The sequence below is a fragment of the Saliniramus fredricksonii genome (assembly GCF_900094735.1).
Taxonomy (GTDB): domain Bacteria; phylum Pseudomonadota; class Alphaproteobacteria; order Rhizobiales; family Beijerinckiaceae; genus Saliniramus; species Saliniramus fredricksonii.
The window spans coordinates 1,308,692-1,334,874 of the sequence record NZ_FMBM01000002.1 but is presented as its reverse complement, the minus strand read 5'-3'; the positions used below and the strand labels follow the sequence as shown (position 1 = coordinate 1,334,874).

At 63.5% G+C, this 26,183-nt stretch carries 16 protein-coding genes, 5 pseudogenes and 2 CRISPR repeat arrays (1 of these 23 cut by a window edge); of the genes and pseudogenes, 8 read left to right on the top strand and 13 right to left on the bottom strand.

The genetic code is table 11. The features are described from left to right. Positions 1-22: 22 nt before the first annotated feature. Positions 23-2,008, bottom strand: a complete 1,986-nt coding sequence (locus GA0071312_RS12695) for a hypothetical protein (protein ID WP_074445271.1) — start codon at positions 2,006-2,008, stop codon at positions 23-25. Positions 2,009-2,082: 74 nt separating this feature from the next. Then, the gene (locus GA0071312_RS12690; protein WP_131817804.1) at positions 2,083-3,210 is read right to left on the bottom strand and encodes a hypothetical protein; all 1,128 of its coding nucleotides are present in this window, start codon (positions 3,208-3,210) and stop codon (positions 2,083-2,085) included. A gap of 653 nt (positions 3,211-3,863) precedes the next feature. Between GA0071312_RS12690 and GA0071312_RS12685 the strand changes: the two genes are divergently transcribed. From GA0071312_RS12685 to GA0071312_RS12665, 5 genes are all read left to right on the top strand, one after another. Beyond that, positions 3,864-4,928, top strand: coding sequence for a UDP-glucuronic acid decarboxylase family protein (locus GA0071312_RS12685; RefSeq protein ID WP_074445269.1), 1,065 nt, complete (start codon positions 3,864-3,866; stop codon positions 4,926-4,928). Between the two features lie 45 nt (positions 4,929-4,973). After that, on the top strand, positions 4,974-6,425 hold the full coding sequence (locus GA0071312_RS12680; RefSeq protein WP_074445268.1) for a UDP-glucose dehydrogenase family protein: 1,452 nt from the start codon (positions 4,974-4,976) through the stop codon (positions 6,423-6,425). Between the two features lie 62 nt (positions 6,426-6,487). Then, positions 6,488-8,371 (top strand): glycosyltransferase, encoded by a 1,884-nt coding sequence (locus GA0071312_RS12675; RefSeq protein WP_108721871.1) that lies wholly within the window; start codon positions 6,488-6,490, stop codon positions 8,369-8,371. Between the two features lie 184 nt (positions 8,372-8,555). After that, positions 8,556-9,485 carry a glycoside hydrolase family 26 protein gene (locus GA0071312_RS12670; RefSeq protein ID WP_238947206.1) on the top strand — a complete coding sequence of 310 codons (930 nt, stop codon included), beginning with the start codon at positions 8,556-8,558 and terminating at the stop codon, positions 9,483-9,485. 10 nt (positions 9,486-9,495) lie between these two features. Further along, on the top strand, positions 9,496-10,041 hold the full coding sequence (locus GA0071312_RS12665) for a DUF995 domain-containing protein (RefSeq protein ID WP_074445267.1): 546 nt from the start codon (positions 9,496-9,498) through the stop codon (positions 10,039-10,041). 42 nt (positions 10,042-10,083) lie between these two features. On the opposite strand, the gene GA0071312_RS12660 is transcribed toward GA0071312_RS12665, so the two are convergent. Next, positions 10,084-11,040 (bottom strand): glycoside hydrolase family 26 protein, encoded by a 957-nt coding sequence (locus GA0071312_RS12660; protein WP_074445266.1) that lies wholly within the window; start codon positions 11,038-11,040, stop codon positions 10,084-10,086. 206 nt (positions 11,041-11,246) lie between these two features. Between GA0071312_RS12660 and galE the strand changes: the two genes are divergently transcribed. Beyond that, positions 11,247-12,230: a UDP-glucose 4-epimerase GalE gene (gene galE, locus GA0071312_RS12655; RefSeq protein ID WP_074445265.1), complete on the top strand. Its 984-nt coding sequence runs from the start codon at positions 11,247-11,249 to the stop codon at positions 12,228-12,230. A gap of 581 nt (positions 12,231-12,811) precedes the next feature. Here galE and GA0071312_RS12650 read toward each other — a convergent pair. Then, positions 12,812-13,036: pseudogene (locus GA0071312_RS12650) on the bottom strand (transposase); the annotation flags it as partial. Between the two features lie 129 nt (positions 13,037-13,165). Between GA0071312_RS12650 and GA0071312_RS12645 the strand changes: the two are divergent. Further along, positions 13,166-14,370: pseudogene (locus GA0071312_RS12645) on the top strand (IS256 family transposase). Between the two features lie 30 nt (positions 14,371-14,400). Here the strand turns inward: GA0071312_RS12645 and GA0071312_RS20355 are convergent. Next, positions 14,401-14,523 (bottom strand): annotated as a pseudogene (locus GA0071312_RS20355) (IS5/IS1182 family transposase); the annotation flags it as partial. 29 nt (positions 14,524-14,552) lie between these two features. Further along, a pseudogene (locus GA0071312_RS12640) lies at positions 14,553-15,759 on the bottom strand (IS3 family transposase). Between the two features lie 276 nt (positions 15,760-16,035). Between GA0071312_RS12640 and GA0071312_RS12630 the strand changes: the two are divergent. Then, positions 16,036-17,275 (top strand): annotated as a pseudogene (locus GA0071312_RS12630) (IS256 family transposase). A gap of 59 nt (positions 17,276-17,334) precedes the next feature. Further along, positions 17,335-18,706: a CRISPR direct-repeat array (repeat unit 29 nt; unit sequence CGGTTCATCCCCACGTGCGTGGGGAACAC). Positions 18,707-18,790: 84 nt separating this feature from the next. Here GA0071312_RS12630 and cas2e read toward each other — a convergent pair. Genes cas2e through casA form a run of 7 tightly spaced genes read right to left on the bottom strand, consistent with a single transcriptional unit; the run spans position 18,791 to position 25,022 of the window. Beyond that, positions 18,791-19,087 carry a type I-E CRISPR-associated endoribonuclease Cas2e gene (gene cas2e / locus GA0071312_RS12625; RefSeq protein ID WP_074445263.1) on the bottom strand — a complete coding sequence of 99 codons (297 nt, stop codon included), beginning with the start codon at positions 19,085-19,087 and terminating at the stop codon, positions 18,791-18,793. Beyond that, complete coding sequence (gene cas1e / locus GA0071312_RS12620) at positions 19,068-20,018, bottom strand: type I-E CRISPR-associated endonuclease Cas1e (RefSeq protein ID WP_074445262.1); 951 nt, start codon at positions 20,016-20,018, stop codon at positions 19,068-19,070. Before cas1e ends, cas2e begins: the two co-directional genes overlap by 20 nt. A 3-nt stretch (positions 20,019-20,021) precedes the next feature. Then, on the bottom strand, positions 20,022-20,768 hold the full coding sequence (gene cas6e / locus GA0071312_RS12615) for a type I-E CRISPR-associated protein Cas6/Cse3/CasE (RefSeq protein WP_074445261.1): 747 nt from the start codon (positions 20,766-20,768) through the stop codon (positions 20,022-20,024). Next, the gene (cas5e, locus tag GA0071312_RS12610) at positions 20,768-21,565 is read right to left on the bottom strand and encodes a type I-E CRISPR-associated protein Cas5/CasD (RefSeq protein WP_074445260.1); all 798 of its coding nucleotides are present in this window, start codon (positions 21,563-21,565) and stop codon (positions 20,768-20,770) included. The genes cas6e and cas5e overlap by 1 nt, the downstream gene beginning before the upstream one ends. Beyond that, positions 21,565-22,650 carry a type I-E CRISPR-associated protein Cas7/Cse4/CasC gene (gene cas7e / locus GA0071312_RS12605; protein WP_074445259.1) on the bottom strand — a complete coding sequence of 362 codons (1,086 nt, stop codon included), beginning with the start codon at positions 22,648-22,650 and terminating at the stop codon, positions 21,565-21,567. The genes cas5e and cas7e overlap by 1 nt, the downstream gene beginning before the upstream one ends. 18 nt (positions 22,651-22,668) lie before the next feature. Next, positions 22,669-23,304, bottom strand: a complete 636-nt coding sequence (casB, locus tag GA0071312_RS12600; RefSeq protein ID WP_074445258.1) for a type I-E CRISPR-associated protein Cse2/CasB — start codon at positions 23,302-23,304, stop codon at positions 22,669-22,671. 38 nt (positions 23,305-23,342) lie between these two features. Next, entirely contained in the window at positions 23,343-25,022 is a 1,680-nt protein-coding gene (casA, locus tag GA0071312_RS12595) for a type I-E CRISPR-associated protein Cse1/CasA (protein WP_074445257.1), read from the bottom strand. Positions 25,023-25,722: 700 nt separating this feature from the next. Beyond that, positions 25,723-26,183: direct repeats of the CRISPR family, unit length 29 nt; unit sequence CGGTTCATCCCCACGTGCGTGGGGAACAC (it continues 1,644 nt past the right edge of the window).

Below are 26,183 nucleotides of genomic sequence, written 5' to 3'. Positions count from 1 at the left end.
TCTCCCCTGATCAGTCGCGCGCTCAGGCCATCACCGACCCGAACGCGTCCTCATGCTGGAGCGCCACCGACGGTGCCGGCGCGACAGAGTCCTCCTGGACCAGTTCCTGATCCAGAAATGCGATGAACTCGGTGGCGAGCATCTGCGTGTCGCCCGCGCCATTCCCTTGCGCGATCATTGGCTCGCCGCTGTCATAGGCGATGTTGGCCTGAAACAGCATCAGGTCCTGATAGACCTCGCCGCCCGCATGTTGGGCGTGGAAGGCGCCGAAATCGACGATGGTGGCATTGTTGACGAGCATGTTGCCGCCGGTGACGACCTCGCCCTCTTCCTCGCCGGTCATTGCGATGAAATCCCGATCCGACAGCATGTTGACCTGCCAGAGCACCGAGACGTCGTACCAATCGCCCGTCACCACGAGGATATCGAGCTGCCCCGTCGCGGCGCCTGAGATCCCGGCAAAAGCCTCCATGCCCGGATCCGCGCCGGCGGCGAGTTTCGCGAAGAGATCGGCTGCATCCGGGTCCACCCCCGTCCAGTCCTGTTCGCCGCGCTTGTCGATGCGTGCCTCGTTGAAGACGGTATTCGGCTCGGAGCGGTAATCGAGCGCGGCTTCGCCGGGCGGACCGAACAGGGCGGTGAGGTCGTCGTCGGCGAGGATGTTGATCTGGCCGATAAAATTCAGCGCGTAATAACTGCCCATCACCACAACGAGATCATAGCTCTTGCCGAGATCGGCGAGCCGCGCCGCATTGGCCTGGAGATTGCCGCCGAAGCCCATCATCGACCAGGCATCGGTGCCGCCCCAGGATATCCGGTCGCCGTCATCGGCGAGGTTTTGCTGGAACAGCGTCCTGACGTCGAAAATGTCCTGATCGGCGATATCGACATTGACGGTGAGCCCGTTCGGATTGAGCCCGGTGGCGGCAGGCAGCGTCACCGGATTGTGCGACACGATCGCCAGATTGGTGATCGTGTCGTCATGTCCCTGATCCTTCATCGCGGACTGGATCGCGCCGTTCATCGCCACGATGTCGGTATTGGAATGCACGTTGATCTGCATGATGGCATCGCGCTGGAAGACATCGCCCATCACGGCGAGCGTGCGCGCGGGGATGAGCGCGTCGATCAACGCGGCTTCGTTGACGAGCGCATTGCCGCCGCTCGCCGCCGCCGTGCCGAAAGCATCGGGGGCCGGGCGCGCCATCAACTGGATCTCCGCGCCGGTCTCGGCGTCCGGATCGAGCGCGCCGGAGAGCGAAAGTGTGGTCAGCGGCGATTCCGGCGCGTCATCGGCCTCGATGCGCGCGCCGTCGCGAAAGACGCCGTCGCGCGGGGCCGGTGCGGCGGTTTCGTCCGTATCACCAGCATTCTGCGCCGCGAAAGCCGTCTCGGCCTCACCGACGAGGAAGGCGGGAAAGGATATGCCCTGCCCCGGCAGATCGCTCGCCCAGACGGGCATCGCGTCGCGCGCTTCGCTCATCATCTCCGTCAGCACGAATGCGCTCTCCTGAGCGATGCGCGTGTCAGTGAGGAGATCGATGGCAAGCAGCGTGTCGATATCGGTGAGCGCATTCGATTGCGCGAGCTCGACGAGACGGCTGTCGCCGCCGGAGCCGAAGCTGATCTTGTAGAGCGGGCCGGTATCGCGGCTCATGAGCATGAACGCACCGGTCGCGGCACCTTGAACGCTCATCACGAAGGGCATCAGCGGGCCGAAGAAAGCGGGTAACGGCAGAAAGGAAGCGAAGTCGCGTCCTTCGAACCAGTCGCTCTTGAAAGGCGCGCCGGGGCCGGCCTGGAAAAGGTTGATGCGGATCGCCGCGAGATCATCGGCGGGATCGCCCGGAGGCGCCTCGATCCATTCCGCAGGGTCCTCGTCGAAAGCGAGTGCCGGCAGTGGCGGCGTCTCGCCCGCGAAATCCGCACGTTCGGCATTGATGGTCTTGAAGATCTGCAGATAGCCTGCGAAATGCCAGATGAGTTCGGTGGTGACGATCATGCTCATGGCGGCCTCCCGGTCCGGGACGCATCCCCGCACGCGCGGCGCGCGCGGGGATGCAGATCAGTATCAGGCGCGGATCACGCGGCCAGATCGTCGCCGGCGGTCATCGCGGAATTGCCGCCCACGACCGAGGCATCCAGAGCGTTGAACTGGATGTTGTTGCCCATCGCGATGGAGAGGTTGAAGGCCTCCTGGCCGACCATGGCATCGGCATCGCCGACGGCCTGGAAGGCCATGTCCTCGGCGGAATCGACCCCGAAGCCGTCCTTCGCATAGATACCGGTCGCCTCGCCGCCATTGGCGTGCGCGTGCTGGCCCCATTCGCTGTTGCTGTTCAACGTCGGATGGTGGAGGGTATCGTTGTCCATGATCTCGCTGATCTGGTTTGACGAGAAAGCGAGATTCATGCCGTCGCCCTTGAGCGCGTCCTTGATGGCGCTGATCGCGTCGAAGGTCGATCCCTCCACCGCGATCATGCCGTCAACCGAGCTGTCCGTCGATTCATTCAGGCTGTCGCTGATCCCGACATCAATGCCGACATCGGTGTTGAACGAGTCGTCGGCATTGCTGGACTGGTCGATCTCGTTGAAGGAATTGTTCGCCGTGCTCGACTTGTCGTTCCCCATATCCTCCATCGCCACATCGACGGAATTATCCGACTGGTCGTTGAAGGAATCCGTCACGCTCTTGTCGTTCTGGGCATCCTGCAACACGGTGCTCGTGCTGTTGTCGGAATTGTCGTTGTAGGAATCCTCCAGCTCCGTTGTGGTGCTGTTGTCGGACTCGTCGTTGAACGAGTCATCAACCGAGTTATCCTCGCTGGAGACATCGGTGCTGTTGAACGAGTCGTCGATATCCTCGTGATCGAGATCGAAGCCGAGCGCAAAATACTGCGAATTGTCGGCATTGTTCGTGTTGTCCGAATTATCCGAATTGTCCGTCGCATTGAAGGAGCCATTCGCATTATTCGTCGTCGACTGATCGTTCAGGCTGTCATCGATATCGACATCGAGATCAGCATTTTGCGATTGATCGACGTTCTGGGTCTGATCGATATCGGTGTCCGTCGAGTTATCGTTGAAACTGTCGTTGTAATACTCGTTTTCGGACTGGTTGTCGTACGCGTTGTTCGCGTTTGTCGCATTGAAGGAATCTTCAGCGCTCGCGTTGAAGGAGTCGTCAATGCCGTGCGGATGATTGCTCATGACGTTCATTCCCTTTCGGTTATGCTCACGTCAGCCCAAGGAGCCGGGTTGCACGAACGCATGGCGTTCGCACAAGAAGACATGAGGCCGTTGCTGCGAATAAGCCGGACCAGGACCGGGGGTGGCGCCCGGTACCTGGTCCGGCAGTGACCGGCAAACAGACGAGCTCGTTCGAGCACCGAAGCGACTTCGGCGGTCGAGGGGGCGGTGAGCCTGCAGTTCACGATTGGTCACTTGCGCATTCAGTCTTCCCGAGCTGAATGCAGGGGAAGTGTCCCGCTAACAGGGTTAACGATCAATCTACCGAATCCGGTAGTGTGCGCCGCAAATTGGAGCCAAACCGTCAGTACGTATATTTACAAGATTGCTTGACGATTGCAAAATCACCAATCGAATCAGCATCCGGTGACGGTTTCCGAACAAGCAAACCAACGAATACACGCCTGATGACAAAAGCTGTCTGGCTGAAAACTAGGTGTTTATACGTTGCAATCGAGCGTAATCTGACGCCTCGGCGCCGCTCACGCGTAAAACCGCGCACACCGATTCTGGTAGATTGTTAAAATTTAGTTACCCCCGCAGGCTCCATCCACGAAATCAGAGGCGAAAAAGGCGTGTATTGGCCTGTAAATGCCTGATCGTGGAGGCTGGACATGGCGTCGATAACCGAAAACGGCATCGATCTGCGCGCAGGCAGCAAGCGTGCGGCGCGAAGCATTCTGGTGACGGGCGGAGCCGGGTTTCTCGGCTCACATTTGTGCGACCTGCTGCTGAAACAGGGTCACGAAGTCATCAGCCTGGACAATTATTTTACCGGTTCAGTCACCAATCTCGGTGATGCCTTTGAAAGCGCGCGTTTTCGTGCAATCGAACACGACATCATCCTGCCGATCCCGGAGGAGCTGCCGCGTTTTGACGAGATCTATAACCTTGCCTGTCCGGCATCACCGGTTCATTACCAGCTCGATCCACTGAAGACGGCGCTGACCTCCGCAGGCGGGGTCTGGAACGTGATGGCTCGGGCGCGCCGCGACAATGCGCGGATCTTCCACGCCTCTACCTCGGAGGTCTATGGCGATCCCACGGTGCACCCGCAGCCGGAATCCTATCACGGCAACGTCAATCCCATCGGGCCGCGCGCCTGCTACGACGAAGGCAAGCGGTTCGCCGAGACGATCCTGAGCGATTTCACCCGCTCCACCGGCCTGCCGGTGCGGATCGCGCGCATCTTCAACACCTACGGCCCGCGCATGCATCCGGAAGACGGGCGCGTCGTCTCCAACTTCATCGTCCAGGCCCTGCTGGGGCGCGATCTGACGATCTATGGCTCGGGTCGGCAAACGCGTTCATTCTGCTTCATGGATGATCTCATCGCCGGTTTCGATGCGCTGATGCACGCGCCCGGGGCCACGGCGGAACCGGTCAATCTCGGCAACCCGCACGAAATCACCGTGGTCGAGCTCGCCGAGATGGTGCTCGACATGGTGGGCGGGCGCTCGCGCATCCTGCGCCTGCCCCTGCCCGTCGATGATCCGCAGCGCCGCCGGCCCGATATCAGCCGCGCGAAGAACATCCTCGGCTGGAAGCCGCGCGTGCCTCTTGAGGAGGGGCTCGCCGCAACAATCCGGTATTTCGATCGGCGCCTTGCCGAGGAACAGACGCGCCCGCGCAAGCGTGTCGCGGCGGCAGTCGCACCACCCTTCGCAGCCGCCATCTGATGCATGGCATCGCGGCAGTTCAAGCGTAATCCGGGGGAGAGTATCATGGAAATCACCATTCTCGGTGCGGGCTATGTCGGCCTCGTCAGTGCGGCATGCCTTGCGGATCTGGGGCACCACGTTACCTGTATCGATCCGAACGAGAGCCGGATTGCCGCGCTGCTCCGGGGAGACATCCCGATTTACGAACCCGGTCTCGCGGCGATTGTTGCACGCACGGCTTCGAACGGCCATCTGCGCTTCGACACGGATCCTGCCCGCGCGCTTGCAAGGGCGGAAACGGCGTTCATCTGTGTCGGCACACCCCCGCGCCCGGAGGACGGCGAAGCCGATCTCGGCTGCGTCGTCACGGCGGCCCGCGACATCGCCCGTTATGCGCGCGACGAGATCATCGTCGTGATGAAATCGACCGTTCCCGTCGGCACCGGCGACATGATCGAAGGCCTGATCCGGCGTATGCGACCGCAACTCGAATTCGGCGTGGTTTCCAATCCGGAATTCCTGAAGGAGGGCGCGGCGATCGCCGATTTCATGGAGCCTGACCGCATCGTCATCGGGGCCCAGACAGCCCGTGCCGGCAATATCGTCGCTTCGATTTACGCCCCGCTGGCGCAAAAAGGCGTGCGAATTCTGCGCACCCGACGCCGCTCGGCGGAGGCGATCAAATACGCCGCCAACGCCTTCCTCTCGGTCAAGCTCTCCTTCATCAACGAGATCGCCGATTTCTGTGAAGCCTGGGATGCCGATATCGGCGATGTCGCCACCGGAATCGGCCTTGATCGCCGCATCGGCACCGACTTCCTGCAGCCCGGCCCCGGATACGGAGGTTCGTGCTTTCCCAAGGACCTGCGCGCGCTGCTGCACAGCGCCCGCGAGCGTGCGGTGGGGCTGCGCATGGTCGAGACGGCCAGCGCCGTCAACGAGGCACGCAAATGGGCGATGGGGCGCCGCATTCGTGCGGCCATCCGTGGCGATGTCAGTGCATGCCGGATCGCGGTGATGGGTCTCACCTTCAAGGCCGAGACCGATGATATGCGTGAATCCCCGGCGCTCGCCATTATCAAGGCCTTGCGGCGCGAAGGCGCGCAGATCCGCGCCCACGATCCGCGCGGCATGGAGGCGGCCCGCGATCTGATTGAAGGTGTGAGCTTCGCCGAGGATCCGGCGGCCTGCCTGCGCAATGCCGATATCCTCGTGATCGCCACGGGCTGGCGCGAATATGCGGCGCTGGATCCGCGCGCCGTCGCCGGTCTGATGCGCGGGCGCAAGGTCTTCGATCTGCGCAACATCCTCGCGCCTGCTGCCTGGCGCGCCGCCGGTTTCGATCTGCACCGCATCGGTGAAGCGCACCCACCGGTTTCAATCGCCTTCACGGCGGATGAGCCACGCCGCGATCACGCGCCGCTCGGATCTGTTGCGCGACAGAGCTTTCGTCATCCCGCGTCATCGGTCGGAGAGCCCCTCGTCCATCACGCGGCGATGAAGCCGGCGGAGTGAATTGCCGAGAAGCTGGCTCCGGGGCGGGGCGAAAGCGGAGCGCGGGAGAGAGGTGGCGTGTCATGGCGGTATCGGGCATATCGGGTCCATTGCAGGGTGCGCGCCAGCTGCGCTCTCACGCGGCGCCTGCACGCGCGGACAAGCCATATTTCGTCCCCGTCTTCACCGGCTGGCGCAAGGCGGTCAATCTCGCCGGAATCGCCTTGTGGATCGCCGCTCTGGCATCTTTCTGGATCTGGTGGTTTCAGCCGGGCCACATCCATACGCCGGGACGCTGGCTGCTGGTCACCTTCATCCTGGCCTGGATCACGCTGATCCCGTTCTATTATATCGCGTTGTTTGCCCGTGCCCGCCTGTGCGTGGCCGATGCCCGCGATTTGCCTGGCGAGCCGCGTACCGCGATGGTGGTGACGAAGGCGCCGTCGGAACCTTTCGCGATCGTGCGCCGCACGCTCGAAGGCGCGCTCGCCCAGCGCCTTCCCGATCACCGCTTTCGGTACGACGTCTGGCTCGCCGACGAAGATCCGGACGAGCAGACTCTCGCCTGGTGCGCCACGCATGGCGTGAAGGTGTCCTGCCGCAAGGGCATCCCCGCATATCATCGCACGCAATGGCCACGTCGCACGCGCTGCAAGGAGGGCAACCTCGCCTATTTCTACGACACTTACGGCTACGATCACTACGACTTCGTCGCTCAATTCGACGCGGACCACGTGCCGCAGCCCCAGTATCTGGGCAATACGCTCGCACCGTTCACGGATCCGGCGGTGGGCTATGTCTCGGCACCGAGCATCTGCGACACCAATGCCGGCGCGAGTTGGTCGGCGCGCGGGCGCCTGCATGTCGAGGCCAGCATGCACGGTGCGCTGCAGACCGGATATAATGACGGCTACGCGCCGCTTTGCATCGGCTCTCATTACACAGTGCGCACCGCAGCCTTGCGCGAGATCGGCGGACTCGGTCCCGAACTCGCGGAGGATCACTCCACCACGTTGATGTTCAACGCCCATGGCTGGCGTGGCGTGCATGCGGTTGATGCCATCGCCAATGGTGCGGGGCCGGAGAGCTTCGCTGATCTCGTGGTGCAGGAATTCCAGTGGTCGCGCAGCCTCGTGACCATCCTGCTCGGCTGGTCGCCCGGGCTCATTCCCCGTCTCGATGCGCGCCGTCGTTTCCAGTTCGGCTTTTCCCAGCTCTGGTATCCGATGTTCTCGGTGATCATGGGACTGACGATCTTTCTGCCGATCTTCGCCCCCGTGACCGGCGAGCATTTTGTCAACGTCACCTATGCCGATTACTTCCTGCACATGCTGCCGCTGGCGCTGGTACTGATCCTGCTCGCCTTCTGGTGGCGCGCGACCGGGCTGTTTCGTCCCGCGCGCGCGCCGATCTTCTCCTGGGAGGGGCTGGCCTTTCTCTTCCTGCGCTGGCCCTGGGCCCTTATGGGATCACTTGCGGCTTTGCATGATCATCTGCGCGGGCGCCCGGCCGATTTCCGGGTGACGCCGAAGGGCTCGGACAGCGCCGATCATCTGCCCCTGCGGGTTGTCATGCCCTATTGCGTCATCGCGCTGGCATCGGGTTGGACGGCCTATGCCGTAACGGATCCGGGCAGCGCTGCGGGGTTCTACGTCTTCGCACTCGTCACAGGCGCGATCTATGCAGGCCTCACCCTGCTCGTGCTGTGGCGCCATGCGCGCGAGAACGAACTGGGCTTCCTGCCCCGCGGTTATGCGGGCGTCGTGATCGCCACCTGCCTCGTCGCGATGCTCTCCGGCCTCTATGCCGCGGCCGAGCGCAACGGCGCGAAAGGCCTGCATGCGATCTCGCTCGGCATCACTGCCTTCACCCTCACCGAAATACGCTTCACGCCATCAGGCGCCGGACACGGGACCGAACCCAGCATTCATTTCAATCCACGCTGGCGTGGATTCGGGGGCGAATAAGCATTCCTACGCAGCAAATGGAAGGAGAATTCAGATGAATACCTCGAAAAAATCAGATAATATCACAAATGGTGGCGCAAATATCCTGAACGCCTTTGGGGGCATCCAAGGAGAAAGCGTGATGTGCAGCGTATCCAATCGGATCACCCGCAGGGGAATACTGTGTGGTACCGCAACGGCAGCGATGGCTGCTGCTCTTGCTCCCATGGCGGTCGGCACGCGCCCGGCCATGGCGCAACCGGCCTCTCTCGCAGGACGTGACTTGCTGCGCGACAAGCGCCCCGTCCTGCATGAGGCCGGCACGCTGTTCGGCGCCTACGATCCGTATGGCGACTTCTCCGAGGACGACAGGCTGGCCACCGAGCACCTCTTCCTGCCTTGGGAAGACATCGAGCTTGGCGGGCTGGGCGTCGCCGATGAGTATGCCCGCGAGCGGGGGCGCAAGATCCTGATCACAATCGAGCCATGGTCCTGGGCGCTCGACTGGAACGTGAGCGAAGCCGAGCTGCGCGAACTCGTTCTCGGCGGCTTCCGCGACGAGAACATGCGTTCGATCCTGCGCGCGGTCGCCGGCTTCCGCAGTCCGCTGATCATTCGCTGGGCTCAGGAAATGGAGAGCACCACGGGCCGTTTCTCCTGGCAGAACTGGGCGCCGGCTGATTACATCGAGGCCTATCGGCGCATGGCCGCGATTACCCGCGAGATGTTGCCCGAGGCGCAGCTGATGTGGTCGCCCAAGGGCGAGCCTGCACTGGTTGACTACTACCCGGGTGACGATGTCGTCGACATCGTCGGCCTCTCCGTCTTCGGCCTCGATGAATACGACGAAATCGAATATGGAGGCCCGCGCAGCTTCGCCGAGAGCCTGCAGCAGGGCTACGATCTGACCGTCGGCTACGGCAAACCGATCTGGGTCGCGGAACTCGGATACGAAGGCGCGGAGCCCTATCTCGCCTCGTGGGCTGACGACGTCACCCGCCCCTTCGACGCATTCACGGAACTGCGCGAGGTCATCTACTTCAACGATCAGGAAGTCCATCCCTGGCCTTACGATCTCGGGCTACCGAACTGGCGCGTCATGCGTGACCGCCCGATCTACCCCGTTCGCCGCTGAGGAGCGTGTCATGTTGGGAACGCAGCTGAAGAAAACGGCAATTCCGGCAGCGGCGCTTGCCGGCCTGCTGCTTGCGGGATGTCAGGATACGGGCCCCGGCGCGGTGCAGGGAACCAGCGAAATCGCCCGTGAAGCGATGGCCGCAGAGCCGCTGAACATCGCGTCGATGCAACGCATCTATGGCAACCGCACCTGGATATGGGATGACGGCGCAGGCTTTCTGAACGCTCGCGACCGGACCTTCGTCGCCTGGACGGGAAGCGGGGCGGACGCCTCCTATGCCGATGGCAACTGGTTCATGACGCAGACTGGCAATCTGTGCTTTCGCGCAAACTGGGCATCGGTGGGCGGTGAAGGTGTCGCCGCGACCTGCTTCGAGCACCGTACCGACGGCGCGCGGATATTCCAGCGCCGGCAACCGGATGGCGAATGGTATGTCTTCGCCGACAGCCCGATTCGTCCGGGTGACGAGATCAACAAGCTTCGTCCGGGCGATGCAGTGTTCTCGCGTTACGATCGCAACAAGGCCGAAGTCGCACGCCGGAGCGGCTCCTGACGCTGCGCCGCTCGCGCGGCGTTCAGAGGCAACGGTCAGGCATCAGCGGGCAGCAAGACGCTGCAACGCCGATGTCTGGACGGCGCGCCATTGATCCGGCGTCACCCGCCAGTCCGGCGAACCCAGACCGAAGGGCCAGTAATGCGGTTCCTTGTCGTTGAAATAGACCACTGCGCGCAGGGCGCGGAAGCTCTCGGAACGCGCCAGCGTCTCGAACAGCGAGCGCAACCAGTTTTCGCGATAGTTGCGGTCACCGGATACGCCGAGCTCGGCGATGATCACCGATTTGCCGAAACGCGCCGCGCGGTCATACTTTTCGCGGAAGCTTGCGGGAAAGTCGCGCACGCCGCGATGGAAGCGCTCGTCATAGCTCTGCAGGCCCCACAACGAGACGCCCACGAAATCGACATGGGCGGGGCCCGGGTAATAGGCGCCCATATTGCGCTCGCCGACCGGGCTCCAGACATACCGCGTTTCGGGTGCCATGCGGCGGCACTGATCGACGAAATGGCGGAACGCCGCCTGATAGCCGCGCGCATCCCGGCGTGCCCAGGGATATCGGCCAGTGGGCTTCTCCATCTCGTGCCCCCAGCGCACGAGAACGCGCCCGCCGAAATCGCCGAGCGTGCCGCAGATTGTCGAAATCTCATCACGATAACCGCCCCGCAGGATCTCCTGAAACAGCTGGTCCCCGCCATCGCGCCAGTTCGGCGCCCGCGTAAACGGCTCCACGGTCACCATCATGATCCGCCCGCTCGCCCGCGCCTGGTCGAGGCGATGGCGGAAATCACGCAGATCGAGCGCCTGCCAGAAGACGAAGATATGCTCGATCGCCGGCTCGCGAGCACCGGCAAAGCTGCCATGCGGGTCATAGACGCCGAAAGCGACGTGATCGAGGGGCGAGGCCTCGGCGGGCCCGGAACCCTCCCCGGATCCATTGAAGGGCGCGAACATCACCATCAGGCCTGTGAGCAGAAGACGCGCGACCAGATTGCTCATTCCCATGCGTCGCAAGCATGGCCGGATGACATCGGACATGGGGCCACCGTTTTCTTTCACCATCAGGTGAGATCTGCCACAAAACCAGCTCATGAACACTGGCAACGAAACCTGAATGAAATGAAAACGCGCAAGTGTGATATTTATCCACCGCTAAGTCGTGCATCGAAACGGCACAGTCACAATACAAAACATATGAGGGCGGCATGAGCACGGTTCTCATCACCGGCGGCGCCGGCTATATCGGTGCACAGACCTGCAAGGCCCTCGCGAGTGCCGGCTATCACCCTGTCGTTTATGACAATCTCGTTTCGGGGCATCGCGCGGCTGTGCGCTGGGGTCCGCTCGTCCATGGTGACATCACCGATCGCGCCACCCTCGATGCCGCGATCCGGCAATACCGACCGCAGGCGGCCATTCATTTCGCGGCGCATGCCTATGTTGGAGAATCGATCGCGGATCCCGGCAAGTACTACCGCAATAACCTCGCCGGTTCCCTGACGCTGCTGGAGGCGCTGCGCGACGGGGGTGTTGGCAAGGTCGTTCTGTCGAGCACCTGTGCCGTCTATGGTGAGCCGTCGCAGCTTCCGATCACCGAGAGCACGCCGACGCGACCGATCAATCCGTACGGCGCCTCTAAGCTGATGGTCGAGCACATGCTCGCCGATTTCGAGCGCGCCCACGGCCTGCGCTGGCTGGCTTTGCGCTATTTCAACGCCGCCGGCGACGATTTTGATGGCGAGATCGGTGAGGATCACGCACCGGAAACGAGGCTCGTACCGCTCGCCCTCGAAGCCGCTTCGGGCGGGGAGCCGCTGACGGTTTTCGGCATCGACTATCCAACCCACGACGGCACCTGCATTCGCGACTATATCCACGTGGCCGATCTGGCCGATGCGCATCTGCGCGCGCTCGCGGCGCTCGATTCCGGCATCGCCTCGCAGCCGCTCAATCTCGGCGCCGGTCGCGGCATGTCCGTGCGCGAGATCATCACCATGGTCGAGGCTGTAACCGGGCGCCAGGTCGAACTGCGTTACGGCCCGCGCCGCCCTGGCGATCCGCCGGAGCTCATCGCCGATGCGCAGCGCGCGCACACTCTGCTCGGCTGGAGCGCACGTTACAGCGACCCGTTACGCATCGTCGAAAGCGCCTGGTCCTGGCATTGTCGCAAGCGCGAGCGGATCAGTTGAATGCGGAACTGCTGCGCCCGCGCAACTGACAGGACGCCGTACGACCGAAGCCGCTCGGCGTGCATACATAAGGCGCACGTCCAAGGGGACGACGCCCGATACCTGATCGCGTGCGCGCGCGCTCCCGCGTGTCGAACGGCGCCGCCGTGTTGCGCTCGGCCTGCTGCATGGTTGTCGCGGAGACCCGGTCATTGGCGGAGGCCGTGCCGGTGAATACGGGCACCGATGCCAGCAACACGCAGCCCAGAAGGGCGAGGCAGGCGCGTGATGGCCTGAAGGATCCTGCGCAAGGCACAAGGCTACGCCGACGGTGAGATACCGTACCAAAAGCAGTCATTAAGATGAATCCTCTCCGTAATTTCCAGCGAAGCTGTGTCGTGGACGTTACGGCAGGAACGACCGCCCCCGGCATTCCTACCCCAGGCAGCAGAAAGTATTTTCCGCTGCAGAATGTATTCAGCCCGCAAACCCTTAACGAAACGTAATCTGACCCGCAAGCCGTCGATTTTCGGCTTCCACAGCCTGAACAATCTGCGTAAAAACGGTAACGTCTTAGTGTCTGACTCATAATTTCAGTCCGTTTAGCAGTATCTTGCGAGCCGTCGCGTAACGATGCGGATGTGGGCGACGGTCAGCCATGCAGTGGTGCTCTCGATGGTTTTCTCCCAGTCCTTTGCGAGGCGGCGGCATCGACCGAGCCAGGCGAATGTTCGCTCGACGACCCATCTGCGGGGCAAGACCTCGAAGCCCTGCGCCGTATCGGATCGTTTGACGATATCGATGTTCCATTTGCCCATTCCGGCAAGCGTCTTGGGTAGCGTCCAAGGAGCTGGTGTAATTTCAGTGCCGTCAACGGTGTGATCCTGGGTGGCCATCGAGGTGTATGGTCGAGGTGGAGTTTGCTGACTTCAACCCCGGACCACATGGAGACCCCGATGACCAAGACGAACATGGACCTGTCCGAACTTCTGGCCAAGCACGATCAGGGAGACTTTCTGCGCAGCGTTGCCGAGGCCGTCCTGCAGCTGATCATGGAGGCGGATGTCGAAGGCCTGATCGGCGCTGGCAAGCACGAGCGCAGCGGCGAACGCACGACGTGGCGTAACGGGTATCGAGAGCGCGCTCTCGATACCCGTCTGGGCACGCTGAACCTGCGGGTTCCCAAGCTGCGTCAAGGCAGTTACTTCCCGGGCTTTCTCGAAGCGCGCAAGACCTCGGAACAGGCGCTGGTGGCCGTCATCCAGGAGGCGTGGATCAGTGGTGTCTCGACCCGTCGCGTCGATGAGCTGGTGCAGGCCATGGGGCTGAGCGGCATTTCGAAGAGCACGGTGTCGAAGCTGTGCAAGGACATCGACGAACGTGTCGGCGAGTTCCTGAACCGCCCGCTCACCGGCGAATGGCCCTATCTCTGGCTCGACGCCACCTATCTGAAGGTGCGCCAGGGCGGACGGATCGTACCAGTCGCCGCAATAATCGCCGTGGCCGCCAACACCGAGGGACGCCGTGAGATCATCGGCCTCGGTATCGGCCCGTCCGAGGCCGAGACATTCTGGACCGAGTTCCTTCGATCCCTGCGCGTTCGCGGCCTGGGGGCGTCAGACTGGTCATCAGCGACGCGCATACAGGCCTCAAAGCCGCCATCGCCCGGGTCTTCGAAGCAACCTGGCAACGCTGTCGCGTCCACTGGATGCGCAACGCCCTGGCCCATGTCTCGCGTGGTCAGCATACTGTCGTCGCCGCTGCCATCCGACAGGCCTTCGATCAACCCGACCGCACCCATGCCGGCGAAACCTGGCGCAAGGTCGCAGAGCAACTGCGCCCGCGCTGGCCAAAACTGGCCGATCTCATGGATGCCAGCGAGCACGACGTGCTGGCCTACATGTCATTCCCGCGCCAGCATCGCACCAAACTGCACAGCACGAACCCAATTGAACGTCTGAACAAGGAGGTCAAGCGACGCGCCGACGTCGTCGGGATCTTCCCCAATGAAGCATCCATCATGCGTTTGATCGGCGCCGTGCTCTTCGAGCAGAATGACGAATGGCAGACATCAAGCCGCTACATGATGGTCGAGGCATTCGCACAGATCGACAAGGAGGAGATCGATCCCATCCTCAGCATAACCACAAAAGCCGCCTGATCATGACCTCAGGCCATCCAGAAAATTACACCAGCTTGACGGACGCGACCGCGTCTTGCGCAGTTTGGGGCCGGCATAACCCCCGTCGGCGAAGACGTGGCGCAGCCATGGATAGGAGTGAGGTGCCCCCCATTCGTCGGACAGGTTCGCGGCTCAGATAAGCTGGTATCGTGCTTTGGTTTTCAAGCCGCAAGTTGGAGATGGGGTTCGGCCTGATCCGGGGTTAACTCCGGATCAGGCTGGGCGCCGTTTTGACCATATGCCTCATCGGGGGTCGCCCCGCCAAGGGCCGAGTGCGGTCGATCGGCATTGTAGTAGCTGATCCAGTTTCCGAGCCCCGCCCGCAATGCGGTGCCGGCTTTGAGCGCATGGATGTAAACGCACTCGTATTTCAGTGGCCGCCAGAGCCGCTCGATGAACACGTTGTCCGTCCAACGCCCCTTGCCGTCCATCGAGATCCGGACCCCGGCATCGAGCAGTACGTCGACGAAACGGGGGCTGGTGAACTGGCTGCCTTGATCGGTGTTGAAGATCTCCGGCTTGCCATAGCAGGCCATCGCTTCCTCCAGCGCCTCGATGCAGAAGTCGGCCTCCATGGTGTTCGACAGCTTCCAGGACAGGACCTTGCGTGTCACCCAGTCCATCACCGCGACCAGATACAGGAACCCGCGTCGCATCGGAATATAGGTGATGTCGCAACACCACACATGGTTGGGCCGGGTGATGACCAGATCCTTCAAAAGGTACTTGTATTTCCTATGTTCCGGGTGCTCAATCGTGGTCCTCGGCTCCTGGTAGATCGGCGTCAGGCCGATCTTCGCCATCAGCCGACGGACCCGTTTGCGACCCACCGCATGGCCTGCCCGGCGCAGATGACGGACCATCTGACGCGAGCCGTACCACGGCGTCGCCATGAACTGCTCGTCGATCAGACGCATCAGATCAAGGTTCGCCGCCGCCTTCTCCGCAGCTTGGGGCGCTGGCTTGTGATACAGCCCGGAGCGGCTGATCGAGAGCAGTTTGCATTGCGCCACGATCGACAGCCGGGGATGGTCTGGTTCGATCATCGCCCGCCTCCGGTCCAGGCTCATCGACCGAAGGCTTTCGCCAAAAAAATCGCGTTCCACCACGAGCTGGCCGATCTTGGCGTGGAGCTTCTCCACGTCGGCCTCCCGGCTCGCCTCCGCAGCTTCGGCCTTGCCGGAGAACACCGATGCCATCCCGTCCATTGCCTGCTTGCGCGAAGTGGAGAGCCCACCAGGTCGAGATCATCGTCTGATGAACCCCGTGCCTGGCCGCCAGCTGCGCCAGCGTCAGCTCCCCCTTCAACGCTTCAAGGGCCACCTTCGCCTTGAAATCCGCCGAATACCGCTTCCTCGTGTTCGCCATCGATATCGTCCTCTCGTCAGATCGATACCAGCTTATCTCCCTGTCCGAAATCCGGGGGCCACCTCACTTCCCGTGAGCCGCACAGGGCACCTGCCCCTGCTCCGACCGGCAGAGAAGAAAGGATGAGCGGGACAATATGTCAGTAGCCTGATTCTGAATATATACTTCAACGACATAGGGTCGTGTCGCGAAGGTGGTGGAAATTTGAAGGCGGCGTAATCTCCGGGTGATTCAACCCACCCAACCGGCGGCAGCAACCGCCAGGGAGATCACGCCATGGACCAGACTACAGACACGACCACGCCAGCGCTACTGTGCAGCGACGCCGGCTACGATCCCATCGAGGATCGGCTTCGGCAGAACATCCGCGCTACGATCGAGGCGCTGTTCGAGGAAGAGCTTGCAGCCGTCATCGGGCGCTGCCGCTATGACCGCGGCGGCGGCTTGAAGAAGGGCTATCGGCACGGCCATCGCGACCGCCAGCTCGTCGGCACCTTCGGAACCGAAACGGTCAGCGTGCCGCGCGCGCGGATCGAGAACGAAGAGGGCAAGATCACGGAATGGCGATCACGGGCGCTGCCGCGTTATCAGCGTCTGACGAAGAAGGCCGAGGCCCTGATCGCCTCGGTCTATCTGGCCGGCACGAACACGCGGCGGGTCAAGCGCGCGCTGTTCGGCCTGTTTCAGGGGGCGGTCGGCAAGGATGTCGTCAGCCGGGCCTGGCGCAAGGTGAAGGTCGACTGGGACGCGTGGTGCGCACGCAGCCTCGCCGATGAGGACATCGTCCGTCTGATCCTGGACGGCACCGTCATCAAGACCCGTCTGGACCGCAAGGCCACGAACATCTCGGTGCTGGCGGCAATCGGCGTGCGCCGCGACGGGCAGAAGGTGTTGCTCGCCATCAAGAACATGGGCGGCGAAAGCAAGGCGGCATAGGGCGGGTTCCTCGGGCGGGTTCCTCGCCGATCTCGATGCGCGTGGCCTGAAGCGACCGGACTTCGTCATTGTCGATGGCGCTCCCGGGCTGGAAGCCGCCCTCATTGCGCTCTGGGGCGAAGAGCTGCCGATCCAGCGGTGCACGGTGCACAAGCACCGCAACCTTCTCGGCCATGCCCCGAAGCTCATGCACGACGAGCTGACCGAGGACTACCGCGACATGATCTACGCCGACACCGCCGCCGATATCGAAATCCGGCGCAAGGCGTTCCTGCGCAAATGGCGCCTGAAATGCCGTGCGGTCGCCGACAGCCTGGAGGAGGCCGGGGATAGGCTCTTTGCCTTCACCTGCCTCGATCCGTCCCAGTGGAAGTCGGCACGAACAACAAATGCAATCGAGCGGCTCAACGAGGAATTCCGCCGCCGCATCAAGACGCAGACCGTGCTGCCCTGCGCCGAAACCGTGCCGATGCTGCTCTGGGCACTGCTCGCCTCCGGTCAGATCCAGATGCGCAAGGTCGATGGATGGGAGACGCTTTCTCAACCGATCGAGCCGATCACGCTTGACCTCGCCGCCTGAGAAGCGGAACCTTCACATGCCCGGAACTCGTCGCCAGGGAATTTCCACCAGATATAAGACACGACCTCCCCACGTGCGTGGGGAACACTCGAACCAGCGCTGCGGACGATAGTAGAAATGCGGTTCATCCCCACGTGCGTGGGGAACACGCATGACATGCCCCGCGTCATCCAATTCGCGCCGGTTCATCCCCACGTGCGTGGGGAACACCGGCAGTCGGCGGCGCATGCGGGCCTCCAGTTCGGTTCATCCCCACGTGCGTGGGGAACACTGTCGTCATCGATCGTCGGGGCTGACGAAAACCGGTTCATCCCCACGTGCGTGGGGAACACAGCGTGCGCGCCGATGTCGATACGGGTGAGCCCGGTTCATCCCCACGTGCGTGGGGAACACCATTGTCGCGGGTGCGGTGAGACTGGACGTGGCGGTTCATCCCCACGTGCGTGGGGAACACAGCGGAGCGGCGCCGCGCTATGGCGCACGAGGCGGTTCATCCCCACGTGCGTGGGGAACACCGGGGGCTATGCTCTATGCTCATGTCGCGGATCGGTTCATCCCCACGTGCGTGGGGAACACTTGCCGCGCCTCCGTTGCATCTGGCGGGTTGGCGGTTCATCCCCACGTGCGTGGGGAACACTTGGTCGAATAACGCCGACGGGCGCGGCGAAACGGTTCATCCCCACGTGCGTGGGGAACACAGTGCGCGGTGGGGTCGGTTGATTGGGTTGGGCGGTTCATCCCCACGTGCGTGGGGAACACGCGTTCATCTGGCGCTGGCGCCGGTCGTTGAGCGGTTCATCCCCACGTGCGTGGGGAACACTAGCGGATTCCGTTGATGATGGCCTTCATGGTCGGTTCATCCCCACGTGCGTGGGGAACACGGTGTCCAGCACCTCTGGCACGTAGACGAATTCGGTTCATCCCCACGTGCGTGGGGAACACGGCGTACGCGCGCCCGCGCCATTTGCCGTAGACGGTTCATCCCCACGTGCGTGGGGAACACGCGGATCACTCGCAGCCCGTCATCCTCTGACCACGGTTCATCCCCACGTGCGTGGGGAACACGTCACCTCGAACCGGTTGATTGCTCCCATGACCGGTTCATCCCCACGTGCGTGGGGAACACGGCGTGTTTGCGGGTCACGAACTGGGGCAGCGCGGTTCATCCCCACGTGCGTGGGGAACACAGATGCTGCCCCGTTCTGATACCGCGCACACGCGGTTCATCCCCACGTGCGTGGGGAACACGAGTATGAGATTGCCGGCGGGCTCGATACGGCCGGTTCATCCCCACGTGCGTGGGGAACACAGGGCCGAACAAAAAAATGCACTCACTGGCAACGGTTCATCCCCACGTGCGTGGGGAACACTATCTGCGCATCGGAGCGGGTGTTGTACTCGCCGGTTCATCCCCACGTGCGTGGGGAACACTCTTCCGAGAAGCTGTTGATTTCACGAATCAATTTCGATGTCAAAGAGCCTACCAACTAATTCTTGTTTTGTTCCCGCCGGTTGTCAACCCGATTCGCGCGGCGTCTGCGGCAGAAATGAGACCAGTGTGAAGCCGTCGAAATCGGAGGGGATGCGGCGATTGGTTCCGCAGGTCTCGAAGGCGAAGCCCGCATCGTTGGACGCACTCCAGGCGATCACGCCATTGCCGTCGCCGATGCCCGTGACAACCTGTTCCCAGATCCGCTCGCGCGTGCGTTTGCCATAGCGTCCGACATAAACCCCGGCGCGGATCTCGAGCAGCCACACGGCGAGACGCCCGCGCAGACGTGGCGGGGCGTTTTCAACCACGATGACCATCATTCCCGCTACCCTCCCCGTCCGACAAGGCGGGCGGCTGCGAATCCTCTGGCGCCTGCGGCTTCGCGAGCCCGCCCGCATCGAGAATTTCCTCGATCGTCGGGATGATGCGCTCGAGCAATTTCGTGCGCCGGAACGCATCGCGACAGGCAAGGCGCACTGCCCGATCGGGCGCTTCACGCAGTTGGCCCCTGGCGGCCTTGCCCGCAACCTCGAACGCGACCGGCACAACGGTCTCGAATTTGAACAAATCGGCGATGTCGTAGACGAAGGAGAGCGGGCGGCCTGCATGCAGGAAGCCGATCGCGGGTGCATACCCCGCCGCGAGCACGGCAGCCTCGCTCAGCCCGTGAAGGCAGGCTGTTGCAGCGGAAAGGCAGCGATTGGGAATGTCGGAGGCCTCCCAATCGCCGGCATCATAGCGCCGGCGCTGCCAGTCGACACCATGTCGCTTTGCCAGATTGTCGTAGAGCGCACGCACCCGCGCACCCTCGATCCCGCGCAGCTGATCGACGGAGCGCTTTTCCGGTGCAGGCTCGCCGAAGCGCTTTTCGAACATGGCCCTGACCACGCGCAGCCGGCTCTCCGGATCGAGAGCGAGCTGTGCCTGGTAGAGCAGCTTGTCCGAGCGCGCGCCGCCGGGCTGTCCGGCAGCGTAGAGCCGCACCCCGGCTTCACCGACCCAGACCAGCAGCGTCCCTGCCCGCCCGGCCAGCGCGATCGCCGCATGGCTGACGCGTGTACCAGGTTCGAGCATCAGGCAAGCAAAGCCACCGAGCGGTATATGCGTGCGCACGCCCTGCGCATCGAGTGCAACAAAGGCCCCGTCGATCACGTCGATCTGCGCACGCTCGACGAACAGGATCGAAGCGCGCTCCTTCAGCGGGATCGGGCGTGGCGGAGCAAGTCCCGGAAGTGGGGAAGCACCGCTCATCCCTTACGCCCGACGGATCAGCATCAGCCCGCAGCCATAGGCCTTGGCGCGGCCAAAACCCTTGCCGAGTTGCGCGAGGAATAGCTGCGGATCGGTGACTTCGAGGAGGCCATCGAAATCCAGCACGGAGATGCTGCCCTTCGGGCCGAGCCGCGCGAACGACCAGCGATTATAGCCGTCGATACGCATCGGGCTGCCCAAATCGTCGTCATCGTCATCCGCATCCGCGAACGTGGAGATGACCGGCCTGAACCCCGCCTTCTCGCCCTGGCGGGTGAGCCAGTCCAGACCCGCCTCGTAGATGACCGCCCGACGCTTTTCCGCGCGCGCGCCCGCAGGGATGCCGGCTCGGGTGAGCGCATCCATCACGACATCATGGCGCTTGAGGCGCCCGTTGGTATCGTTGCGGGTTACGGTGGCATTGGCGCGCAGGGAAAACTGCAGGCGATCGCCCGGGGCGAGCACCGGCGCGAAGGGCTTCGTCTCGACTTCCATCACCGGATGGTTCGCATCGGGCGGCCTGTCCGAGAGGACCATGAAGGTCGCGCGCTCGCCGAGCCGGCCCGGCGCCTGCGTCTCGCGAAAGAGAAAGCAGCGCTCGGCCTGCGCGTCGCCGGCAAACAGAGACCAGATCAGCCGATGTGCGGCATTTGCTCGGGCGCTGTCTTCATCGGGCAGCAATTGCGGGGCGATTGCCGCGACGCTCGCATCCTGCCGCAGACGGGCACGTGAGAGGAAATGCGCCGCCATCACGCCACTCCTGCTGACGCCGCATCGGCTATGGGCCGCATCAGAACACCGATATGCTCCTCGCGCGGACCGAAGCGCCAGCGCGCCCGGTCGATCGGCATGTCCCGCCGGGTTTCGACGCGCTGCATGTTTATGGTGCCTTCGAGGCCATCGCGGCGATAGGCGGCGTCGAGGACAATGGTGGCTTCGCCCTCCCCAGCTCCGATGAGGGCGCGGCGCAGCTCCGACCGCGCCGGGGCCGCATCCTCCTGCGCATCATAGGCGGCCAAAGCTTGCGGCAGATCCGGCGCATTGATGACACAGGCCGATGGCGGCAGGCTGAGGGGACAGGCCTTGCGGCCCGCACTGAGCACGAATTGCGGGCGCGCAAGCGCCTGTGCGATCTCGTCCAGATCGAAAGGCAGCTCGCTTTCCGCATCAGCCAAGATGGCTGCGACGGTGAAGGCGGCATCAGTGAGATATGCGCGCTGCGACAGGATCGTGTTGAGCTCCTCCTTCGGCAGCGTGAGCGCCTCACGGCGCGTGGCGAAGCGCCGGTTGCGCCGCGCCGGCGCGGTCTGCGTCGTGTGGTAATCGACGAGCGGCGCGCCCGACGCATCGACGCGTATGGCGAAGGCGAGACTGCGCCCGAGCCCGTCCTGACGCGGATCGTCCCGGGTCAGGCCGAGCGCGGCGGCCATCATGCCGGTCAGCGCCGAATGGCTCGGACGCGCCGCGCTCACCCGCCGTTCGCCCGGCGCGACGTCACCGAAGGCCATCAACGGTGCGGCCAGGGTGAAGACGAGAAACCGCGTCATCACAACCCGTCCGTCACGAAATCACTGATTTCCCTGATCGAACCGGAGCCGTCCGGGACGCTGAATGCGGCGGATGCCGGCGCGTCGTCGGGATAGGCCCGATCGAAGGCGTCCTTCGTCTCTGCGAGCTTCCTGATCGATGCCGCGAGAAGATCGTTGGGCTGGGGATCGATCCGGTCGACCGGCTCGACGAAGGCGCCGGCAAGCGTGCGCGGCGCCCCGTCGCCCCGCTCGGCCAGCATGTAAGAGGTGCGGGCATAGCTGCCGAAACTCTTGGCCTTGCCGCGCGGCCCGACCGTGGCAGCCGCCGTCACGAGCGCCTCCAGCGCCTTGCGCGCCACACCGGCATCGCCGCCGAGATTCTCCAGAAGCAGCGCCCGGTCGATGCACAGGTAGAGATAGAACACGCCCGAACCGAAGCCCGCCTCACCGATGAACCCCGCCCCGGCATCCTCGGCGGATTTCTTGAGATCGTCGACCGCAGTATAATAATCATCCTCCACCACCACCCGATGGGTCGTCACCGCATGCGCGACGGAGACCGCCGCCTCGCGGTTGAAATCGGGGTGGCTGGCGAGCATCCGCCCGAACATGGCGACATCTGCCGCGGTATCGCGCTCGGTCAGGACCATCGGCGCGATCTTGGCCAGATCGGTCTCGTCCGCGCCATCGGCGCGGGCATCGGCCAGCGCGAGCGCCTTCTCCTGCTCGCCGGGAGAGATGAAGGCGAGCTGTTCGGTGAAAGTGGGATTGGGATCATCCTCCTTCTTCAGCTTGCCGAAGATCGAGGCGATGTCGCGCGCCACGCTGCGCGCCTTGGCGGCATCGCGGCCCTTCTCCAGAAGGTGCTTCTCGACGAGGGCGCCGATGCGCGCCGTGCGCTTGCCGAGATATCCGTCGAGCGCCTGCGCAAACGCATCCGACTCGCGCCAGGATCGCTTCAGGGCCTGCGACGACACCCGCAGGCGCGGATACCCGCCCATCACGGCCGTCTTCGGCCGCCCGGTATCATCCCGGTTGAGGTTGGCGGGCGGGTAGAATGTCAGCAGATGCAGCTGAATGAAGCGGTCGGCGATGGCAGGCATGTGTTTTCCTCGAAACGATCAGGAAGCTGCGGGATCGGGCTGGCCGTCTTTTGTGCCAGGGCGCGCATCCGTATGCGCCGGCGCGGCGAAACCGGCCCCGTAATAAGCGAAGGCGAGATTGCGGCGTGTTTCCTCGCGATCGAAATAGAAAACGGTTCGCGCCAGATCGACGACGTTCACCGTGCCGCCGAGGATCGCGATCGCCCGGCGGAAGGCGCGTGCAATCTCATCCTCGCCATCGGCGGCAACCAGGCGCTCGAACCGCAACGGTTTGAGCGCGGCGCTGTCGCCCTTGTCGAATTCGGTGCGCCCGATGGCGCGGGCGAAGGGTGTGCGCGGATCATCCGCGCGGATATGCGCGAGCAGGGTGGCAAGCGTTGCCACGCGCGGCAGATCGCGCTGCGACAGGCCCGGGCGCACCTTGCGCAGTTGGCGAAACAGGCGAAACGTCGCCTCCTGCATGGCCGCCTCAAGCGGTGAGGCGCGACGCAACCGGGCAAGGGCTGCACGCTCTCCGGGGCGGCGCAGCTGCGTATCCGGCTGAAGCGAGCGCCACCAGTCGCGCGCGATCGTCCCCACATCATCGGGGCGCGGCGCGGACTGGCCTGGAGTGGCGGGTTGATCGACCTTGGCGGATGTTCCGGAATCGGACATCGCATAGCTCCTCATGCGGCCTGTCGGCGGCGATATGTTCAGGCGGCAGCTTTGCCGCTCGTCTTCTTCTTGCCGCGCTTGCTTTCGGGCGGCGGCAGGCCGAGATGCGCGAACAGTTTCTCGCCATCCTTGCCGTAGCCGGCGAGCAGCCAGACCAGGTTACGCCGCGCCGCGACCACCTTGCCCATATCGGCCAGCCGGCCGGATTGCGCGGAGAATGGCGCGTAGCGATCAAACAGATCATAGGCGACCGGTTCGAGCGCCCGTTTTCGGAAATCGGCACCCGCCACGGCAATCGCATCCGCGTCATGCGGATCTGCATCCAGCCGCGCGGCAAGGCCGGCCAGCGTATCGAAGAAGGCGCCCTGCGTGCGGTGTTGAAACGATTCCGCGACCGCATCGAGCCGCGCGGCGCCCGCATCGGCGATGGTCAGTGCATGGCGCAGATTGCGCAGCAGACTGCCGTTGACGAGATTGGCCGCCCCGACGAGAGCGCGCGCGGCATGGCCGAGGCGTGTATTGGCGTCGTCATCGGCGAGGATGAAAAGCGGAAACTGCGCCTCGACGAAACCGCGCGCCTTCATGTTGTCCATGTCGTAGCCAGCGGCCCGCAGGCGGGTTCCACCGGCGCGCAGGGCCTGCAACCGGCGCCGTGCAGTCAGTACGGCCGGCGCGGGACGGCGCAGGTAATCGCTGCCTTCCGGCGTCAAGGCCAGATCGATCCAGTGGCGATAGGTGAGCCCGCCGGGCTGGGGATGGACATAGAGCCATTCGGTGCTCGTCGCCTTCTGGCGATACATCGGCGAGAGCGGATGGCGCAGCGTGCCGTAATTCATGCCCCACGGCTTCGTGCGATAAGTGCGCACGCAGGTGGTAACAGGCTCCCCGGTGATGGCACAGGTTCTGGCACAGGTCACGCCTTCCCCGCCGGCCGCGACATCCAGCCGGATGCGCCGGGGCATGCCCCAATAGACCCCGCGCGGATCGATATCGTCTTCCCCCAGAGGCGGCTTCTTGCCCTCGGAGGTCCGGGTCGGGGCGAGCCAGGGGAAGATGCGCGGCAGGGTCTGCGGCGTGATTTCGGGTGCTTGCGCGGCAGCATTCTCCAGATTGAGCCACAAAAGATGCCACAGGGCCGGCTTGTCCGGCGGGGCGAGCACCAGCGTCGTCAGCGGGCCGCCGCCGCGCAGGGAGGTGCGGTGCCCTGCCCCGCCGCTCGGCGCATAGGCCTGCAATGTGAACAGCGCCATGGCCGCGGCCGGCAGCGACAGGGCGGGAAACCGTCCCCGCTTCTGGAAAAGATCGCCGTTGTTGCGTTCGGTATTGGCGCCGGGCGCCTCGATCATCAGGCCGGAAACGGGAACCGCCTCGCCTGCAAAATCCTCGCAATCCTGCATGAAGCGGGGCCCGTCCCCGGTCAGTGCGAAGGCGGCGGCGAGGGGCGCGAAACGCGCGGCGAGTTCCTCGGAACCGGGCGGCGCCTGCCACCAGCCGCGCCAGGCGCGATCATCCTGCGGCTGACAGCTGCAGGCGAGCAGCCCGATCATGAACTCGACCGCCGCCGCATCGAAATCCGCCCTCCCCCAATCGAAGGCGATGACGGGATCCTCCGCGAGGCCCGACACGACTCCCGCCGGCGTAACCCATTCCCGCGCGCCCGAGAGCCGCCGCACCGGCAACCAGCGCTCGTCCAGCAGATTGAAAACGCCTTCAGCCATGAGCCCCCGCGAATCACGCGCCTGCGCTGCAATCAAGCTTGTCGTATTGGATCAGGATTGCAAGAACATCAGACGGATTACACACAAATGATTGCAGATGCCCCTCACGATCCATCGCCGCGCATCCGCGCTTCAAGAGCTTGCACCGTGAGGGGCAGCTTGGTATCCTCACTTTTGTGAGGTTTGGTGTAGAATATTAGAATCGTCTATGGCGGTTCCATTTTGCACCTCCTTTCGCACCAACCGCGTCTGAGCTTTCCGGGCACGGGACGCGGCACCCACCATAGCCGACCGCTTCATGCGGTCGGCTGCTCCATACGTTGCCATAATCAAATTCGATACAAAAAAGCATGTATCGATAATAGCAGCGTAAGATCCCAATTACCGAACTTAGGGCGCCAAGTCAACCCACGTGTGCGCGCCCGGAATTCCCCTACCCCAGAAATCTGAGGAACGCTCGTACGCCGCTGTCGTCGAAACATGCGGGTCATCCCCGGGGGAACCGCTCCATTTCGCACAACATCCCCACCCCGGTCCAGTCCCTGCGGGCTATGATCACCGCGCGCCAGCCGGTTCGATCTCCCGCACCTCGATCGGCAACGGCCCATCGCTCGGGTCAGGGTCCGCAACCCAGATTATCGCAGCGTGCGCGGGTTTCACGCGCGCGATTCCAAAGCCTCGCCATAGCCGGCATCCATTGCGGTTCATCCCCACGTGCGTGGGGAACACCCCTTCTTTGAGACGACCAAGGCGCCGGTGATCGGTTCATCCCCACGTGCGTGGGGAACACAAAGACTGCCGAAACGTGGAAGTTTATGCGAGCGGTTCATCCCCACGTGCGTGGGGAACACGGTGCTTCGGCAGTCCGACGCGACAATTAAACGCGGTTCATCCCCACGTGCGTGGGGAACACTCATTACCCTGCGAAAGCACGTTGACCATCGACGGTTCATCCCCACGTGCGTGGGGAACACCCTGGCCTTGCGGGCCGTGGTCGAGATCATCTCGGTTCATCCCCACGTGCGTGGGGAACACCACGTATTCGAACTGATCGTTCTCATAGACGACGGTTCATCCCCACGTGCGTGGGGAACACGGCCAACTGGACATGCCAGCGCGCGCTGGCGCCGGTTCATCCCCACGTGCGTGGGGAACACTCGA